We start from the raw sequence: 17,387 nt of genomic DNA, 5'->3' as shown, positions 1-17,387 counted from the left end.
GTTACGAAATCCCTTTTTGTAGTTTGGAGAGATAGTTGGACGGGCTCACGCCGAACTGCTTCTGAAAATCACGCGAGAAGTTGGTAGGAATGCTGTAACCTACCATATCAGCTACCTCGTTGATCTTGTATTTGTTCTCTGCGAGCAGCTCGGCCGCCTTTTTGAGGCGCGACAAGTTAATGAGCTCATTGGGCGTCATATCAGAGATACCCTTGATCTTGCGGTACAAAGTCGGTCGGCTCATGTTCATCAGCGATGAAAGCAGGTCAACATCCAGGTTGCTATCGGCAATGCGCCTGGTGATAATGCTGTTGAGCTGTTCCAAAAATTCCTTATCCGCTTTCGAGAATGCAATCCCTTTGATGTGCGTCAATGGCGAGCGTGCGAAGTATTCCTTGATGATATTCCGGTTATTAATCAGATTGGTGATCTGTGCGGCGAGGTGATCAAGAGAAAAAGGCTTCTCAATGTACGCGTCAGCGCCGACTTCCAGCCCCTCTATCTTCGAATTGATCGAGTTTTTGGCAGTCAGCAGTATAATGGGAATGTGGCTGAACTGCACATCGTTCTTCATCCTTCTGCAAAGCTCAATTCCGTCCATTACCGGCATCATAATGTCGCTGATCACCAGGTGGACATTTTCATGCTGCAGGATCCCGACCGCCTGCTGACCATCCAATGCACGCATTACATTATATGACCCACTCAGTTCGCGGCTCAGGTAGCTGAGGATTTCGACGTTATCTTCTGCAAGCAGGATCACCGGTTTAGCAGGATCAGCCGATTGATTGGGTTCGTCGCTCAAAAAAACATCTGCATCAGCCTCCTCATTGCCGCCTTTCAGGTCCATTTCGTAATCCTGGTGAATAGGCAGAGAAAGCAGGAAGGTATTCAGCTGCATATCCTGGCGCCGCAGTTCCAGCTTCCCTTTGTGCAGCTCGGCGAGCGAGCGTGCGAGCGGAAGACCGATCCCGGTACCTTCCTGTTTTTGGCTGGCTGCCACGCGATAAAACGGTTCGAATATCTTGTCCTTATCTTCTTCTTCGATAATGAAACCGTCATTGGTAAACTCAATGTGAAAAAGAAGATCGTCGCTGCTGAAAGGCAGCAATTTCACTTTCACCGAGTTATCAGCATATTTGATTGCATTGTTGATCAGGTTGCTGGTGATCTTTTTACAGGCTTCAATATCAACGAAAGCCTGCAATGCAATCCTGGGAAGCTCGATCTTATAACTCAAATTCTTCTGCTCGGCGGCGGGCCTGAATGTTGAGAATACATCGCCAAGCAGCTCGTTTATATCTGTTTTGGTAAAATTCAGACTAAAATTATTCGCCTCGGCTTTCCGGAAATCCAGCAGCTGATTGGTCAGATCAATGAGGCGATTGGCATTTTTATTAATCATGGTCAGGTTCTCAAATGTTTCCGCATCTGCTTTTTGATCTGCAAGCAGCTTGTCAAGCGGCATTTTGATCAGCGTTAGCGGGGTTCTGATTTCGTGGGCTACGTTGGTAAAAAAGTCAATTTTCGCATTATATATCTCCCGTTCTTTCCCGATTTCAATGGCTTCAATCTCGCGCTTGTTCTTCTCGCCCATTGCCAGGTGATAGTACCGGAAAACAGTAATGCCGATGGCGGCCACAATCAGGCCATACAGCAGATAAGCCCAGCTTGTAGCCCACCAGGGAGACAGAATGTCGATGTTCAGCCGCGCTTCCCGGCTATTCCAAACATGATCGTTGTTCGCCCCCTTTACCCGTAACACATAATGACCGGGCGGGAGTTTTGAGAAGGTGATTTTTTTGCTGTCAGTCAACGTAAACCACTGCGAATCAAAACCCTCCATTTTGTACTTATAGCTATTCATTTCCGGGATCACGTAGCTCAGCGCCGCCACATCGAAGCTGAGGCTCGAACGGTCGTAGGGCAACCTGATCCAGCCTGTATAAACGGGCGACTGGGTCAGCGGCGAATCCTTCCCTCCTATCCGGAGCTCCTGGTTGTTAGCCTGAATCCCGGTGAGGTACACCGGCGGTACGTAGTTGTTTGTGTTAAATGATCCCGGTTTGAAGCTGATCAGGCCCGCTACTGTTCCGAAAAACAATGTCCCGTCGTCGTTTTTAAAGGATGAATTGTAGTTGAACTGCTCGCTCGGAAGTCCATTGGCTTCGTTGTAGTTGGTAAAGCGCCCGGTTTTTGAATTCAGCATCGATAAGCCCCGCGAGGTGGAGATCCAGAAGTTTCCCAGATCGTCTTCCACGACACGGAATACCTGGTTATCAGGCAGTCCGTCTTCAATGCGGTAATTTCTGAACTTCTGCGTCACTGCATTGTATCTTGATAGTCCATGCTCGGTACAGAACCAGAAATCGCCGTTTTTACTTTGGTAAAGACTGTTGATGTAATTATCGGGCAATCCGCTTTTCTTGCCTGCATCGTATTGAATCCTGCCTTTTAAACCGGTTTTTGGATTAAAATAAAAAATGCCGCCTCCATAGCTCGCTACCCAGAGCGTACCCTTTTTGTCTTCGTGAATGCTCTGTACCTGCGTATTCACAAATGTGACCGGCGTAAAATCGTCCGTATCCCGGTTGTATTTGAATAGCCCCGACCAGGTACCAACCAGGATGTCCGAACTCCGCGTTTTGTACAATGTAACAATGAAATTGCTTCCAAAAGAATTGGGCTTGCTGGTGGTATAATGCCTGATCACCTTATTGGTTTTCAGGTCCATTACATCCAGCCCATGCTCGTAGGTCCCGATCCAAAGCTTATCCCCGTCGGCGACGAGGCCGTGCAGGTTGTGGTAAGCAATACTCCCCTTTTTTCCGTCAGGCAGAAATGCCCTGAATTTGCCTGTTTGCAGATCCAGCTGATTGAGGCCGGCATCTTCCGTCCCGATCCAGAGCTTACCGTATTGATCTTTGGCTATTTCGTGAACGAGGTTGCCGCTGATGCTGTTGCCGGGCTGGGGAAAGTACTTTTGAAAACGGTTGTACTCCGAAGAATAATAGTTAACCCCGCCAAACTGCGTGCTGATCCAGATTCCGCCTTCCCTATCCTTGTAAATCGCATTGATAATGTTGTCGGTAATCGAATAGGGATTGAATTTCTCTTTGACAACCTGCTTCATCTTTTTTCTTTTCAGATCAAGAATGAACAGTCCCGACTCCGAGCCAAGCCAGTATTCGTCTTTACCATTTTCGAAAAAAGTATGAATGTAAATGTCCCTGTCCGGCGCGGCTTGCTGTGAAATGTCTGTGATCTTATCCGTCCGGTAATTATACAGCAGAATGCGCTTCATATTCCCGACCAGTAAGGTGGAATCCGAGACGGCATGCAGCCGCATATTGGAAAAAATCTCATTAACCCGCCCCGACAGATCGTATCTGGACACGGTACCTACCCCGGGATGATAGCGCCGGATCATTCCGTTGCTAAATGATGCCCACACTTTCCCACTAGCCGAAACGTGAACTGAAACGGTGTTTGCCGCATCGGGAAGTGCGGTTACTGTGCCTCTTTTGGAGTCAAACCGGTAGAGCTGGTTGTCGGAGATGATCCAGACGCCGCCTTCCCGGTCGCCCCGGATCAGCCGTACCTCGCCGGAAGGGATCAATTTGAATGCGGAGAACTGGTCTAAAATAGGATTATAGATATAAACGCCTTTGTGCGTCCCGATCCAGAGTTTCTCGTCATCATCTTCGTATAGTGAAAAAACCGAGTTGCTCCCGATACTGGTTGAATCTCCTTCCTTGCTCCTGAAAATCTTGAAAGAATTCCCATCAAAACGGTTCAGCCCGTTGCGGCTGGCGATCCAGATAAAACCCTTTTTATCCTGGATAATATCGGTCGTCGCATTGCCCGAAAGTCCGTCCGAAACCGTGTAGCTTTTGAAATAATACAGCACGCTCTGCCCCGGGCAGGTCAGGGACAAAAACAGGCAGCAGAACGTAAATAGCAGATTTTTCACACGTGCATCCAACCAAAGCCGGCGATCATGCCGGGCACTTTTCCATTCAATTTTTTATAAATATATCCCTGCAAAATCATTGGTAAGTAACATTTATAAATGATGAGACATTTTGATCTGAAATTGAGACTCACAGATCATTCCGTTAATCAACAAAGCAGGAACTTCGCAAAAGTTTAAATAAGTCCTATTAATTAATCAGATAGTAACAAGTTCATAAGCAAAGAACCAGCTTAAACAACAATTTTGATGAAAAATAATTTGTACAAAACGGCACAAGCTGCTCAAAAGCCAAGGCGCCTGCTATGGTCTTCACGGACTATGCTCGCGATGCTTTTAGGCATCTTCGTAGCTTTGTCCGGTGCCCAGGCTCAGACCGGCTCCTCAATTTCTGGTAAAGTTTCCGATAAACAAGGCGCTTTGCCGGGTGTTTCCGTTGTCGAGAAAGGCACATCCAACGGTACCACGACCGACTCCGAAGGAAAATTCACATTGCAGCTTTCAGCAGGAGCCAAAACGATTACGCTTTCCAGTGTTGGCTATGTAGCTCAGGATGTGGATGTAGCCAACAAAACGAATGTAACTATCACCCTGGAAGAAGATCAGAAAACGCTTAATGAAGTGGTGGTGATCGGGTACGGTTCGCTGAACAAAAAGGAAGTATCCAGCGCCATTACCCACCTTTCGTCCAAAGACCTGCTCCGCGTCGGCGGCAATAACCCGATGATGGCGATCCAGGGTAAGGTGGCGGGACTTACCGTAACCAACACTTCGACTGCGGATCCGAACTCTTCGCCTAATATCCAGTTGCGGGGTGCATCGTCGCGCAGTGCGGGACTTGGTCCATTGTTTGTCGTGAATGGGATTCCTGGCGGTAACATCGACAACATCAACCAGAACGAGATCGAATCCATCGACGTGCTGAAAGGCGGCGCAGCTTCGGCGATCTACGGAACGCGCGGAAGCAACGGGGTAATTGTGATTACGACCAAAAAAGGCTCCGGCGAACCGCGTTTGTTCTACGATGGCTACACTACTTTTGACTATCTGGCCAATGAGCTTTCAGTACTTTCGAAAGATGAATTCCTGGCCAACAAGCGGGGTTTTGACTTTGGCGGAAATACCAACTGGCTCAAAGAAGTAAGCCGCCAGCCTTCGTTCTCGCACAAGCACACGCTGCAATTCTCTGGCGGAAACGGGCAGACCAACTATTTCACTTCTGTGGATTACCGCGATGCGAATGGTATTGACCTGCGTTCCGGCAAAAGAGAATATGGCGGCCGCGTGAATATCAACCACACCACAGCCAATAACCTTCTGGCACTTACATTCAGTGTAGCGCCGCGCTATGCCAAGATCAGCGAGGCTGATTACAGTGCATTCAACTACGCATTGACGCTGAACCCGACAACTCCATTGCGCGATTCAACGGGTAAATACAGCTATATCAACTCCGGATTCTTCGCGAACAACCCGGTGGAATATGCTACCAACGTTTTGCAGGACCGTGAGCAGAAATCACTCGATCTGAATGGATCTGTCAAACTGAATATCATTGAAAACCTGAACACAACCCTGACTTTCGGGGAGGTAAGCTCGTCTAGACGGATCATGGACTTTGTGCCGTCCAATATTACGCCGGTCATCAATGGAAATGGCCGCAATGTGGGTTACCAGGGCCTGGAAGACAGAGACCAGAAAAGCCTTGAATGGTTAGGAAACTATTTCCTCGATCGCGGCAAACATTCCGTAAAGCTGCTCGCAGGTTACTCTTTCCAGTATTTTACAGCTTCGGGATTCAATGCCAGAAACGAAAAATTCCCTTCAAATATCCTTACCTATAATGCACTTGGGACCGGACTCTGGAATTTGGAAAAAGGTATCAACAACGTAGGTTCTTACAAAAATAGCTCCAAACTGATCGCCTTCTTCGGACGGGTAAACTACGATTTTGACCAGAAATACTATTTCTCTGCCAGTCTTCGCCGGGAAGGTTCTTCCAAATTCGGTTACGACAACAAGTGGGGCTATTTCCCTGCTGCATCTTTCGCATGGCGGGCAACACAGGAAGGGTTTTTGAAAGATATACCCTGGCTGAACGAACTGAAACTGCGTGCGGATTATGGTGAAACAGGTAACCAGGATTTCGGCAGCTATATGTCGCTGGATACCTACGGCGGCTACGGCTACTATCCTTATAACGGAAGCTCGTACCAGGTGTGGGGACCTAACCAGAACACCAACTACGATCTTCGCTGGGAAAAAGCTTCCAACTTCAATGTGGGTCTTGACTTTGAATTGCTCAGCAGCAAGCTTACAGGTAGCGTGAACTATTATGTACGTACCAATAAAGACCTTTTAGGTAATTACAACGTATCCAACCCGCCTAACATCCAGGGTCAAACCTTCGCGAACGTGGGTACCATGCGCAACACGGGCGTTGAATTGCAGTTGAGCGCGGCGATTGTCAACAAAGGTGCGTTCAGCTACAACCTGTCGGCAACCGGCGCATTTAACGACAACAAATTTGTCTCGTTTTCAAACGACCTCTTCACCGGTCAGAAATACATTGACGTGGTAGGAATGCCAGCGCCGGGAAGTCCGGGAACATTGCAACGTTTGCAGGAAGACAAGCGGATCGGAAGCTTCTACGCATTGAAATCTGCCGGAGTGAATGATGCCGGCGCATTGCTGGTGTACAACAAAGAAGGCGAAGTAGTACCTGCCAATGAAGCAAACAATGACGACAAGCAGTTTATCGGGAATGGGCTTCCGAAGTTCACGATGGGTATTACCAACAATTTTACCTACAAAAACTGGGACCTGAGCGTGTTCCTGCGCGGCGCATTCGGCTATAAGCTGTTCAATACCTATGCATTCTATCTCGGCACACCTGCTGCACAGCAGAATGCCAACCTGCTTACCTCGGCATTTGACGGAGGTAAATATTCGAAGCTGACCAGTACTTCTACGTACTCTTCGCTTTCGGATTACTTCCTGGAACCGGGTGGATTTTTGAAAGTGGACAACATTACGTTGAGCTATACGCAGCCGATAAAATCGAAATTCATGCAATCGGCGCGCATCTATGCGACCACCAGGAACCTGGCAACCTTTACCAAGTTCACCGGTGGAGATCCTGACCTGATCCAGATCAACGGGTTATACCCGGGTGTAAATACCAATCCGGATAACAACGGTACGCTCAATTACTATCCGTCGACAACACAGCTGTTGCTGGGATTACAACTTACATTCTAATATCCTGATTTAGAACAAATGAAAAGAAATTCGATTTCAAAATATATACTCCGGTTTGCTGCCTGCGCACTGCTTTCGGTGACGGCAGGCTGTACCAACCTGGACGAAGAACTATACGACCGGATCACGTCAGAAAACTTTCTGCAAACGCGTGAAGACGTGATCCGCGATTTTCTGAGAGCATTCGAGCACAGTTACTGGAGTATCCAGGGCGGTAATACGTTTATGCTGCAGGAAAACAGTTCCGACGAAATGATGACCATTAACCGTCAGGGCGACTGGTTTGACGGCGGACAGTTTCAGCGGGTGCATTACCACACCTGGACACCGCAGGACGGCTTTACCAGCGATCCCTGGAACGCGCTTTACGGCGGTGTGACACTGGCGACCAACTCGCTGGAAGATCTGGAAGGGATCACGGATCCTACCAAATTTGACATGACGCGTGCAGAACTCGACGGGATGATCGCCGAGCTGAAAGTACTCCGCGCTTGGCTGAACATTCGTTTGCTGGATTTTTATCGCAACATTGTGATTGTAACCAAAGTAAAAGGCCAGACAACAGGCGGCCCGCAGGTCGCTCCGCAGGAAGCATTTGCATTCATTGAGCAGGAATTGAAAGATGCGCTCCCGAAACTACCGACCAATACAACCCTTGGCGACAATGTAGTAGGACGCTGGACACAGGGCGGCGCGGCATCGTTGCTGGTTAGGTTGTATTTAAATTCAAAAGTGTACACCGGTACGGACCGGTTTGCTGAATGTGCGAAAATGGCACAGGAGATCATCGATGGAAAGTACGGCAACTATGCATTGGAAAGCCGCTGGGACGCACCATTTGATTACACCAACCCAACTTCGAAAGAAACCATTTTTGGCTTCCCCGGAAGTTTTGCGCAGACGCACTGGCAGTATGACGGCGGAATGTACTTCTGGATGCTGCCTAACCTGGCAACAAACTACTTCGGATTCACCGATTTTGGTAATGCCAATCCGAAGTATGCCATGCAACCTGGCCGCGACGTGGATAGTGTTGAGTACAACTTTACGCTTGGAAAGCCTTTTCTTAAATTCCAGAAGTACAAGGATGATGTACGTTTGAAAAAATACAAAAACCTGGGCAACAGCCAGCGCGAGGGAATGTTCCTGTACGGTTATTTGCCTTATACAAATCCACAGGGCAAAGCAGATACCGTGAGAGGCTTCAAAGGTCCTTACCCGCTGTTTTTGCGTGACCAGGTTGGTAAGTTTCTGGATGCAAAACCAGGTACCAAAATTGCTGACAAGGTTTCCAACATGAACAACGGAGATAATAACTCTGGTCTGTACCCGGTGAAATATCCTTACTACCCGAGCAGTGATCCGAACAAGATTTCTTCGGCTTACGCGGAGGTTCGTTTTGCAGAGATCTATTATTCTCTGGCAGAATGTAAATACCGCGCAGGCGATAAGGCGGGAGCCGCAGTATTGCTGAATGCAGTGCGCAAACGCAATTATCCGGCCGGTTCACCCAGTCTTTACAAAGCAGACGGAAGCCAGCTGACAGACAGCGAAATGCTGGACGAATGGATGCGGGAGTTTTTGGCGGAAGGCAGAAGAAGAACGGACCTGGTTCGCTGGGGCGTATTCAGCACCGGCACGTGGTGGGATAAAAAACCTGACGCGGACAACCATACCGACATTTTCCCGATCGGTCAGAATGTACTGAATGCTTCACCTCAGTTGAAGCAAAATCCTGGATATTAATTTTAGATAAATGAGATTTCACAAACTCCTGGTGGGATTAAGTGCCGCGACATTGTTCGCGGTACTTGGCTCTGCCGCATTCACCGGCCCAAAGCCACAAAAACATGCCGTAGTTGAACGTCCCAGGGAAGCCTGGGTTTTGCGTTCGGTACTTGATGGAAGACCGCGTATCCTCAGCATTGCGCTGCATGATCGTCTCTGGCTGGCTTACAATACCAAAACAGCCGCATTGTACAAAGCGTGGACCGGGAAGATCAACTTTGGCGGCCCGGTTTATACCTCTTCTCACGGGCCGCAGCCTGTTTCTGCCGGGGTAACCTATATGGAAGAGCCGGATGAAAATCCGTGGCGCATTATGGCAGACAATAAGGAAATTACTCCCGAGGTCAGCTACAAAGGCCACACGGTCATGGACAATCAGGTTATCCTGAAATATGACCTGGAATATCAGGGCAAGAAGATCTCTATTGAAGAGAAGCCGGAGTTTTTCGATGCAGGAAGTGGCAAAACGGGGTTTGAGCGTGTATTTACGGTTTCCAATGTACCTGCGGATGCAGAACTATCCCTGAATGTGCACCTGAATTCGATGGCAGCAGATACTGATTACAAAACCGATGGAAAATACCAGGGCGTGATCAGCAAGGAAATGGCGGGTAATCAATCCCTCATTCCGATGAATGGGAAATTGATACTGAAAAACAATGGAAAAACTACTTTCTCGGTAAACCTGACCAAAAAACCGGAACAGCCGCAAGCTTCTCAGAAGGAAAACAGGACAGATATGATCGCCGGCCTCTTTGCCAAAAGCGATTGTAATACCTGCCACAACCAGGAAGTGAAAACGGTAGGGCCGGCTTACAAGGCCATTGCTGAACGTTACGAAAACAACGATCAGAACAAGAATGCATTGGTTACCAAGGTGATCAAAGGTGGCGCTGGCAACTGGGGACAAATTGCCATGTCGCCGCACCCGGACCTGAAAAAAGAAGATGCGGAAACAATGGTATCCTATATCCTCGAACTCGATGCAGAGAAAGAAAGAGCACAGGCAGCCAGCAAACTGATGCCCAAACCCGCCTACCCTATTTCCATCAAAACCGTAAATCCGGCACAGGTAGCGGGTGCAACTGAGAAGCCAGGCCTAGCGAGGCCCGGCATCGCAGTGAATATTTACCAGTTCGCCAGCGGGATCGGCAGTGTGCCGGAGATCAATGATGAAATGTTGCCTGTTAAGTCTGGTACGATCAACGCGCTGCATTTAGATGATCAGGATTTTGGTGATTTGAAGGACAACTTCGCGATTTACGCAAGCGGATATATCAATATCAAGAAAACGACTAATATCGTATTTCGTCTGGTGTGTGACGATGGCGGCAAGCTGTATATCGATAACAAACTCGTAGCCGACAATGGTGTTAACCACCCGCTGCAATCCACCGACGCGGAGATTATTTTGAAGCCGGGCAAACACCCGTTTAAGGTAGAATATTACCAGGGCGGATTTGGAAAGGGGCTTTCCCTGCAATGGAGACCTTACGGCAGCAAAGAATTTACGGTGGTACCTCCTTCGGTTTTCACTTACAAAGGCGCGGATATAAAAAGAACGGGTCAGACTGCTATTGAAGTGAAGAAGACGGACGTTCCAGGTGATCAGTCGCCGCTTGTTGACGTGCACCCGAGCTTTACATTATCGCAGGCGCGCCCGGATAACTTCCAGCCAAGAGTAGGCGGAATGGACTTCCTGGCCGATGGAAGAATGGTAGTAAGTACCTGGGATTCGCTCGGCTCTGTTTACATTGTCGACGGCCGCAAAGCAGCTTCACCCAATGATATCAAAGTGAAACGCATTGCTTACGGCCTGGCCGAGCCGCTGGGCTTGAAGGTGGTGGATGATGAAATTTACATCATGCAAAAACAGGAACTGACCAAGCTGGTAGACCTGAACAAAGACGAGATCATTGATGAATACCAGACTGTCTGCAACGGCTGGAAAGTATCTGCCAACTTCCACGAATTTGCATTCGGGCTGGTTTACAAAGACGGATATTTCTATGGAACGCTCGCTACTGCCATTAACCCGGGCGGCGCCAGTACCAAGCCACAGATCCCGGACCGCGGTAAGGCTGTGAAAATCTCCAAGAAAGACGGTTCGTTTACATTCGTTGCGTCAGGATTGCGCACGCCGAATGGAATTGGGCTGGGCGTTGACAACGAGATATTTATCGCAGATAATCAGGGTGACTGGCTTCCTGCCAACAAGATCATCCATTTGCAGGAAGGCGCGTGGTATGGTTCACGCTCGGTCGATTTTGAAGGCACCGCAAATAAGAAAGAAGCGCCACCGGTAGTTTGGCTTACGCAGGATGAAATCGGTAACTCACCAAGTCAGCCTGCAAGACTGAATGTGGGACCTTACCAAAACCAGATGATCCACGGCGACGTGACGCACGGCGGTATCAAGCGGGTATTTGCCGAAAAAGTAAATGGCGTGTACCAGGGAGCTGTCTTTCGCTTCACGCAAGGACTGGAAGCAGGTGTCAACCGGCTTGCCTGGGGACCTGACGGTTCACTGTATGTGGGCGGCGTAGGTTCGACCGGAAACTGGGGACATACCGGCAAGTTGGGCTATGGCCTTCAGAAGCTGACCTTCAACGACAAGGTTGCATTCGAAATGCTGGCAGTACGTGCGAAATCAAATGGGGTGGAAATAGAATTTACTGAACCTTTGAAAGAAGGTGTTGGTGAAAGTGCATCCGACTACGAGATCAAGCAATGGTGGTTTAAGCCTACTGCTGAGTACGGCGGCCCTAAAATGGATAATGAGAACCTGGCGGTGAAAGCGGTCAAAGTATCGCCGGATCGCAGGAAAGTAACTTTGCAGCTGACGGGAATGAAGAGCAAACACGTTGTTTACATTCATTTAAACCGGAAAACAATCGTGAGCCAAAGCAGCAAAAATCTTTGGAGTACCGAAGCCTGGTACAACATGAACGAGATTCCACAGGGTATTTAATCACCCTGGTTAACATAAAAAAAAACGGACTATCCACCTGCTGGTTGATAGTCCGTTTTTTTTAATATAGATCAGTACCCTGAATTAAAGCATTTCCTTTCTCTTGCTGGATCCTTCCGGCGGATAACTGATCGTGTCCTTTAAGGTTGAAACCTTCTCCTTGGAAAAGGAGGGAATGGAAAGTTCGCCGGATTCCTGCCATTGCTTTACCTGCTCGCTGGCTTTCGCGGCTTCTTCGGGAGAGTAACCCTGATCCTGGGCAAGGTAGACGGTCTGCGAAGGCAATGCAAAGCTGGTTCCGCTTTTGGTAACCAGTTCCATCATCCGCAGCAGCAGATCCTCCTGAATTTCGAGAAAATCATCATTGTCAATGGTATTGATATAGGCAAATACCTCGATTTTGAAAGAAGTTGCGCCAACTTCGATCAGCCGCACGCGGGCAGGCGATGAATTCACTTTCGGATGTGCATAAAGGATCGCTCGGAGTTCTACGAGCAGGTAGCGCAACTGATCCGGCGTAGTCTCCATGCGCAGATTGAACACAGGGTGAAACCAGAATTTCTCCCGGTAAGCCAGGTTTTCTATTTTCAATGAGGACAAATCTCCATTGGGGATACTAACCACCGTACGATCATTTGTCCTGACACGGGTTGCACGCATTCCGATCTGCTCGATGGTACCGGCTATGTCGCCTATCTTACAAAAATCCCCTACCCTGATCGGCTGATCCGCGATAATGGTCACACTGCCGATAAAGTTCTCTACCGTCTTTTGGGTACCGAGCGCCAGCGCAATTCCGCCAATTCCCAATGCGGCCAGCCCGGTGCTTACATCGAAGCCAAACGTATCCAGTACCAAAAGGATCCCTCCTACGACGATAGCGATCTTCAATGCACGCCGGGAGAAAAGTATGGCAGAAACAGCAGCCTGGTTCCTGCGCCTCGCCATTCTGCGTTCCGTGATCCGCGTGGCAACATCCACCAGCTCCCAGATCAGAAGAAGCGCAGCTGCCAGGCCGACGATCAGTGTCAGGTTACTGAACCATTGCCGCACTACGATTGAAATTCCCGCTTCCCGGCTGAGGGAAACAAACAGCAGAACAGCCAGATACAAGCGAGCCGGCAGTGAAAAAGCCTTTAAGACACCTGATATAGGCTCCTCCCCAGCTTTACGGTATACTAACGGAATTGTGCGCAGGAACAGTCTTGCGAGCAGACTTGCCGCGACGAAGGAAAGTATGATCAGCAATAGCATGGCGACCCAATGCGCAATCGGTACGCCGCCCCAGTCATTTTCTATCAGGATTTTGGGAGAAAGCTTGCTCAGCAGCGAGCTTGACGCGATCTGGGCTGAATCAAGTGGAATACGTTCAATGGTCTGCGTAGAGAAAAGCCATATTGGCCCTCCCGATGCATCTTTGGTGCTTTCAAGGATCAGCTCCACCGACTCGTTATTAACCTCCACTGCCCCGATCCGATCCAGATTGGGGCCAAGTTCATCATCCGTTTTGCCTTCATAATCGTTGCTGATCCACGAGTATGGGTAAATGCTCCCTTTCGCTTCCACAAGCGCGTTCAATGCCTTCGCCTGCCGCGTGCGGTCCTGTTTTTTCTTCAACGCGGGATCCCTCCTCAGGTACAATGCGGCTTTCTTGAAGTTGTTTTGAGAAGCGGCACGCAAAAAACCATCAACTGCTCCCCGGGGAGTCCGTCTGCCTAGTGAATCGGGTGGGTAAGTGACTTCTGATTTGCCTGCTTTGGTGGTATCCTGGGTAGTAGCAGGGAGTTGTGCATGCAGGTTGGAGCCCGTGAGGCCCAGGAATATAGAGAGAATAAATATTCGGAGCACGCTGCCTTTTTTGAAGAGCCGGCGGGCTTCATTGGAAAATGTAATCGGAAGAAAATCGGAGTGAATTGTTATCGACATTGCATTTTTTAATCAGGTGGATGAGCAGCTGTTTTCTATCGCTATACTCCATGCCAGTCAAGTTTGAAGTTCGGCAGAACCTCTGTTTTGAAAAGCTTCTGAGTTTCCCGTACAAATTCAGTGCCTCGGCAAAAGTAAAAAGAGCGGCAGCGAAAATGTGTGACTTATGTAACTATTGCCATTTAGATGTAACATTCCCGGCGGCTGACTGATGAACTTTACAGTTATTATCATTAATATTTTCAATTATGACAATCAGCCGCATACTCGGGATAAACAGCAGAGAAGTAGGAAAACGCGGCATTTTTTCGCGCACGGTACAAATGGTAACAGCCATCATGAATGATATCATTGCTGGTCTTGGCAATGTCACCAATTACCGCGAGAGCTGCAACGCAGTGGACATCGAAAAAGGATTAATGGGCATGCAAGTTGTCGTTCAAAGGGTAAACGGACCGACATTCAAATGAAAGCGATCGATTTGAATGGAAAGTACGCTAGTGGACAGAAGGTGTTTGCTCTGAAAAAACCGGAGCAAATGCTGGTTATCCGCCGGTACTATGGAAGAATTTACTACTGCAATGCGGTGAGTGGCGAAGACGGGGAATATGCCTACTTCGAAAGCGAGATCAACGCGATCAGCTAATTATATATTTTCAAGATTGTTGTCTCTTTTCTGCCTGAGCTTTTTATAGAAAGAAGGCGACAATCCTGTAATCTTTTTGAATTGATTGGACAAATGTGAAACGCTGCTGTAATGCAGATTATAGGCTATTTCTGTGAGATTTAGCTCATCGTAAAGCAGCAGCTCTTTCACACGTTCAATTTTGTGGTTGATGATGAATTGCTGGATATTGATCCCTTTTACTTCCGAGAAGATATTAGATAAATAGGTGTAATCATATCCTAACTTCTCTGCGATATAATCCGAGTAATTGGTCTTGGGAAGCGCGTCCTCGTGATGTACCATATTCACAATCACATTCTTGATCTTTTCGATCAGGATACTCTTCTTATCATCCAGCAATTCAAGTCCTGACTTCAACAGGTTTTTCCGCAACATTTCAAATTGGTCTTTCGATAGGTCATCATTGACCTGTACCGACCCGAGCTCCACAACCTTGTAGCTCACGCCCAGCTTTTCGAGCTCCTCCTGCACCATCATTTTGCAGCGTAGGCTAACCATGTATTTGATATATATCGTCATGAAATACTGTCTCTAAAACTTAACGGAGTACAAATTTTTCCCTTATCAGCAATATAGCACCTGGAACCGCCGATTTCACACGAATCAGGCATTTAAGGAGTAATTATCTTTATCAATGCCTGTCTACACCTCTGTTACTGATATGATTCTCTGATTGGAAAAGGTGTGAATAATACAACTATTACTACATCTTTCACAACAATACATGTACAAAATGGAATCACCTTTGAGTGTGAAAATCCTTTCGCCATTATTCCATGTATATGAAACACAAATTCCTCAACATTCTAATAAATAGTGCACTAATGGTGACTGCTTCTCAGATCATCTACGCACAAACGGCTCCAAACATAAGTACAGCCAGCAGTTTTGCACTTTATACCTCCGTCGGCGGCTTCGGGAATACAGGGACAACATCCATAACGGGCGACGTAGGCAATGGGGCTGGCGCCGTTACCGGTAGCGCTGTAACTGTGACAGGTCAAACCCATTTTGGTGATGGTGCAGGAGTTTGGCGGCCACCGGCGTAGCGACGGCTTATGCCTTTCTGGCCAGTGAGACTGACAATCCGTGTGGTAACACAATTACATCGCCACTTGGGGAGGGAACAACGCTAAATGCAGGCGTACATTGTAGTACAACAGCTACTGCACTAACAGGCACTTTGACGCTGGATGCAGAAAATGACTCCAATGCAATTTTCATTATCAAAATTAACGGCGCGCTATCCGCAGATGCGACTGCTGACATTGTGCTGGCTAACGGCGCCCAGATCAAGAATGTATACTGGCAGGTAAATGGCGCATTCAATGTGGCGGCTGATGTCGCGTTTCTTGGAACAGTCATCAATGCTGGTGCTATTTCATTTGAATCAGGCGCATCGCTCTCTGGAAGGGCACTTTCGACAGCAGGTCAGATTACTTTGAACAGTAACACCATCTCTAATGCGGATGTTTCCCTACCGGTCACGCTGGTGAGCTTTACCGTCAGAAAAGGGGAAAATGCAAATGCAGAACTGCAATGGTCAACCACTTCTGAGGTAAATAGTGATTACTTTGAAGTTCAGCATAGTCTGCTTGGAAAAGCGTGGACAAAGCTCGCTATCGTCAAATCACATGGTGAGAGCACTGCATTCATGTCTTATTCCTTCTCTGATTTATCTGTTCGTTCAGGAGATAATTTGTACCGTCTGAAAATGGTGGATAAAGACGGGACTTTTGCATACAGCAGTATCAGGAGCCTGAATGTAGAGAGTGGCAGCAAGATTGTACTCTATCCTAATCCCGCGATTAGCAGCCTGACCTTGTTAACAGCAGATATCGGTCATATTCAAGGTGTCCAATTTTTCAATACCGCCGGCAAACTGGTGCTGGACCGGACACATTCAGAAGTGGCAGATACGACGTCGGAATTTAACATCAACCATTTACCAAACGGGCTATACATTGTTAAAGTGAGTTTTGAAAATGGAAAGACTGAGAATGCCCGGATTATAAAGAGATAATGCCTCGCCATTCAGTTGAAAGAGACAACTATATGCACATTATTCTTCTTAATATCAGCCACTAAGCTACTATCCCGAATAAACCCTATCTAAATGGAAACTTTTCACGTCTTACTTTTCAGCCACCGCGACAGGACCGACGCAATTATTAATAAGTATGTTGAAAAATACAAGAATTCCGGTGAGCCTGTCACTATGGATGTGTGGGTTTCTTTCATTATAGAAAATGCACAAGATGTTATTGCAGAGCTAACCCAGAGCGGCGCCGATGTATTTCACGAGGCTATAACCAATGGAATTAACTTAGAAGTTGAAGACTACGACGCGATCCGCGAAGTAAACCTGAATGCTGCCTCCAAGTACAAATTGGAGCTAAAAAGTATATACGAACGCATTAGTGCGGCTTAGCTGGATCATCACGCTAACCACAACACTGCCATAGCTGGTTCGTAGTAATTTGTCTGAACATCAAAAAGGCACCTCGCTCTCGCAAGGTGCCTTTTTGATGTTACGTAACGATTCGAATCGCACCGGCGACCCGAAATGACCTGCTGCTTAGAAGCGGACGCAGCACCTTTTAAGTTGGGATCAAGCAGAATTCTTGGGGTGAGATTAAGCATAAAGTTTCGTGATCCTGAATAGGAAGAACGGAATATCCCTCACACCTCTGGATGAGGCCCTGAAAGCCTTGATTTTGGCGTTGAATGACTCAGCGGAACCATATTCAAGGAAAGTATCGTTTCTTTACGGAAACCCG

The 17,387-nt window shown here is 47.8% G+C and carries 11 protein-coding genes and 1 pseudogene; 8 read left to right on the top strand and 4 right to left on the bottom strand.

Translation table 11 applies throughout. The features are described 5' to 3' along the window. Position 1: 1 nt before the first annotated feature. The gene (locus ASG33_RS14540; RefSeq protein WP_200942781.1) at positions 2-3,973 is read right to left on the bottom strand and encodes a two-component regulator propeller domain-containing protein; all 3,972 of its coding nucleotides are present in this window, start codon (positions 3,971-3,973) and stop codon (positions 2-4) included. Between the two features lie 249 nt (positions 3,974-4,222). Here ASG33_RS14540 and ASG33_RS14535 point away from each other — a divergent pair, with 249 nt between their 5' ends. Genes ASG33_RS14535 through ASG33_RS14525 form a run of 3 tightly spaced genes read left to right on the top strand, consistent with a single transcriptional unit; the run spans position 4,223 to position 11,993 of the window. Then, complete coding sequence (locus tag ASG33_RS14535) at positions 4,223-7,234, top strand: SusC/RagA family TonB-linked outer membrane protein (protein ID WP_229238654.1); 3,012 nt, start codon at positions 4,223-4,225, stop codon at positions 7,232-7,234. Between the two features lie 18 nt (positions 7,235-7,252). Continuing rightward, a complete protein-coding gene (locus tag ASG33_RS14530) occupies positions 7,253-8,980 on the top strand; it encodes a RagB/SusD family nutrient uptake outer membrane protein (protein WP_056286648.1) in 1,728 nt (575 codons plus the stop codon). Between the two features lie 10 nt (positions 8,981-8,990). Next, positions 8,991-11,993 carry a PA14 domain-containing protein gene (locus ASG33_RS14525; protein WP_056286644.1) on the top strand — a complete coding sequence of 1,001 codons (3,003 nt, stop codon included), beginning with the start codon at positions 8,991-8,993 and terminating at the stop codon, positions 11,991-11,993. Positions 11,994-12,077: 84 nt separating this feature from the next. On the opposite strand, the gene ASG33_RS14520 is transcribed toward ASG33_RS14525, so the two are convergent. Continuing rightward, complete coding sequence (locus tag ASG33_RS14520; protein ID WP_056286641.1) at positions 12,078-13,919, bottom strand: mechanosensitive ion channel family protein; 1,842 nt, start codon at positions 13,917-13,919, stop codon at positions 12,078-12,080. Between the two features lie 248 nt (positions 13,920-14,167). Between ASG33_RS14520 and ASG33_RS14515 the strand changes: the two genes are divergently transcribed. Together ASG33_RS14515 and ASG33_RS14510 are read left to right on the top strand one after the other, a co-directional pair. Continuing rightward, complete coding sequence (locus ASG33_RS14515; protein ID WP_056286638.1) at positions 14,168-14,389, top strand: hypothetical protein; 222 nt, start codon at positions 14,168-14,170, stop codon at positions 14,387-14,389. Beyond that, complete coding sequence (locus ASG33_RS14510; protein WP_056286635.1) at positions 14,386-14,565, top strand: hypothetical protein; 180 nt, start codon at positions 14,386-14,388, stop codon at positions 14,563-14,565. Before ASG33_RS14515 ends, ASG33_RS14510 begins: the two co-directional genes overlap by 4 nt. On the opposite strand, the gene ASG33_RS14505 is transcribed toward ASG33_RS14510, so the two are convergent. After that, entirely contained in the window at positions 14,566-15,105 is a 540-nt protein-coding gene (locus tag ASG33_RS14505) for a helix-turn-helix domain-containing protein (protein ID WP_409012528.1), read from the bottom strand. A 326-nt stretch (positions 15,106-15,431) separates the two neighbouring features. Between ASG33_RS14505 and ASG33_RS14500 the strand changes: the two genes are divergently transcribed. The 3 genes from ASG33_RS14500 (at position 15,432) to ASG33_RS14490 (ending at position 17,038) form a co-directional block, all read left to right on the top strand. Further along, positions 15,432-15,656 carry a hypothetical protein gene (locus tag ASG33_RS14500; protein ID WP_157474769.1) on the top strand — a complete coding sequence of 75 codons (225 nt, stop codon included), beginning with the start codon at positions 15,432-15,434 and terminating at the stop codon, positions 15,654-15,656. After that, positions 15,638-16,630: an ice-binding family protein gene (locus ASG33_RS14495; protein WP_082489237.1), complete on the top strand. Its 993-nt coding sequence runs from the start codon at positions 15,638-15,640 to the stop codon at positions 16,628-16,630. The genes ASG33_RS14500 and ASG33_RS14495 overlap by 19 nt, the downstream gene beginning before the upstream one ends. A gap of 93 nt (positions 16,631-16,723) precedes the next feature. Further along, positions 16,724-17,038, top strand: a complete 315-nt coding sequence (locus ASG33_RS14490) for a hypothetical protein (RefSeq protein ID WP_056286623.1) — start codon at positions 16,724-16,726, stop codon at positions 17,036-17,038. 204 nt (positions 17,039-17,242) lie between these two features. Here the strand turns inward: ASG33_RS14490 and ASG33_RS25795 are convergent. After that, a pseudogene (locus ASG33_RS25795) lies at positions 17,243-17,347 on the bottom strand (DDE transposase); the annotation flags it as partial. Between the last annotated feature and the right edge of the window lie 40 nt (positions 17,348-17,387).

Origin of the sequence: Dyadobacter sp. Leaf189 (genome assembly GCF_001424405.1) — a bacterium.
Taxonomy (GTDB): Bacteria; Bacteroidota; Bacteroidia; order Cytophagales; family Spirosomataceae; genus Dyadobacter.
This window is presented reverse-complemented; position numbering and strand designations above follow the sequence as displayed.